Annotated in this window: 2 protein-coding genes and 1 pseudogene; 2 read left to right on the top strand and 1 reads right to left on the bottom strand. The window is 60.3% G+C overall.

Translation table 11 applies throughout. From position 1 onward, the window contains the following. Positions 1-706: ABC transporter C-terminal domain-containing protein (locus ACYP01_RS12350; RefSeq protein WP_459680258.1), on the top strand; the 706-nt coding region annotated here is incomplete at its 5' end. Here the strand turns inward: ACYP01_RS12350 and ACYP01_RS12345 are convergent. Further along, positions 703-1,200 (bottom strand): TetR/AcrR family transcriptional regulator, encoded by a 498-nt coding sequence (locus ACYP01_RS12345; protein WP_459680257.1) that lies wholly within the window; start codon positions 1,198-1,200, stop codon positions 703-705. The genes ACYP01_RS12350 and ACYP01_RS12345 overlap by 4 nt on opposite strands. Positions 1,201-1,491: 291 nt before the next feature. On the opposite strand from ACYP01_RS12345, the pseudogene ACYP01_RS12340 reads away from it, so the two are divergent. Beyond that, positions 1,492-1,831 (top strand): annotated as a pseudogene (locus tag ACYP01_RS12340) (HNH endonuclease signature motif containing protein); the annotation flags it as partial.

The following is a 1,831-nucleotide window of genomic DNA, read 5'->3' as shown; positions in this document are numbered from 1 at the left end:
ACCGACCGACATGCGCGTACTTGACGCGGTCAAGGATGTAGCCGAGCGAATCACGCTGGGAGACAAGGAAGTATCGGCGGGTCAGCTAGCTGAGCGGTTGGGCTTCACACCGGCGCGTCAGCGCACCCCAGTCGGTGATCTCTCCGGTGGTGAGCGCCGACGTCTGCAGTTGACACGTGTCCTCATGGCCGAGCCCAACGTCCTGCTTCTCGACGAGCCGACCAACGATCTCGACATCGACACGCTTCAGCAACTCGAAGATCTGCTCGACGGCTGGGCGGGCACCATGGTGGTCATCTCGCACGACCGGTACCTGATCGAGCGCATCTGTGACACCACCTGGGCGCTCTTCGGTGACCGCAAGCTCACCAACCTGCCCGGTGGTATCGAGGACTACCTGCGTCGGCGCGCAGCAATGGGGGATGGCGACAACCCGTCGGTGGCTTCGACGGCGAGTGGTGCGTCGAAGAGCAAGCAGGTCCGCGACGGCGCCGCGGATCGCGCTGCACGCAAGGAACTTTCGAAGCTCGAGCGGTCCATTGCGAAGTTCGATGACCGAGAGAAGAAGCTGCACGCTTCCCTCGCCGACGCGGCCACCGACCCGGACAAGCTGCAGAAACTCGGCGCAGAACTCAAGCAGGTCATCGCCGACAAGGAAGCCGCCGAAGAGCAGTGGATGGAGCTCTTCGCCGAGCTGGACGGCTAGGGGAACTTCGCCCCGAACCTCTTGAAGGTTTGCTCTGGATCCAGGGTTTCCGGCGCCTGCCTGCGCAGCAGTGCGTCCAGAACGAGCCCGTCCAGTGCTGCGACCAACTCCGTTGCATCGGACGAGGTCATGCCGCGTTCGACCAGGATGTCGACAAACCGATCCCGACCACGCACCAGTTCCACTGCGAGGTCGGGATCGTGGAATGCCGCGATGATCAGTTCGTAGCGAGCACGAGTGCGACCGGACTCCGGCCCCAGCCACCGGGCCACCTGTTGCTTTGGCGTCTCGCCCGGGCGAGGAAGATCGCCGTCCAGAAGATGCCGCACCACCTCGACTATCAGTCCACGTTGGTTTGCGAAGTAGTGCCGTGCGCTGCCGTGTGGCACGCCCGCCTCGTCTTCGACGCCTCTCATCGACCAGGCTCGAAACCCAACCCGGCCCAGCAGGTCGAGCCCGGCGTCCAGAAGTGCTTCTCGAGTCGATTTCTCCACGCAGAGAAGATACCGTGATACGTTCTTCTCCACGTGGAGAATTTCTTCTTTTTGGAGAAGTTTTCGAACTGGGTTGAACTCACCGGGGGTGAAGCATGGTCGTCTTTTTCGACATCCTGCTCGTGCTGTGCGTTGTTGCGATTGCGTGTTTTGCGGGGTATGTCTTCTATCGCGTGATATTGGACGACTAGGCGAATGTTGATGTACTTCAACAGGTCTCGAGTCTTCATGTTCCCGAAGTTGTCCGGTTTGTCTCTGGTTATCGAAAGTGTGTTCGATTAGACTTTGGGCATGGACAGTCGGGAAGCGTGGCAGCTGGATGGTGAGGGCCTCAAGAGTGAGGTTCTGGATCTGGTGCGTGTCCGGCACGAGTTGCAGTCGCGGTTGGTGTTGTTGATCGTGGAGATGTTTTCCCGGGAGGTTCTTGGCGGGAAGGGTTTTCGGGCGATCGCGCAGTGGTTGCATGGTTCGACGAATTTGGAGATCGGTGAGTGCAGTCTGTTGGTCGGGTTGGCGCGGTTGTTGATGCTCGAACCGGTTGTCGCGGATGCGTTTCACCGCGGCGATGTGGATGCGTTGAAAGCGCGGCAGGTGGCGTCGTTTTGTCAGCATCCGCCGAAGAACATGACGC

It is taken from the genome of Rhodococcus sp. no. 34 (genome assembly GCF_054589475.1).
This window is presented reverse-complemented; position numbering and strand designations above follow the sequence as displayed.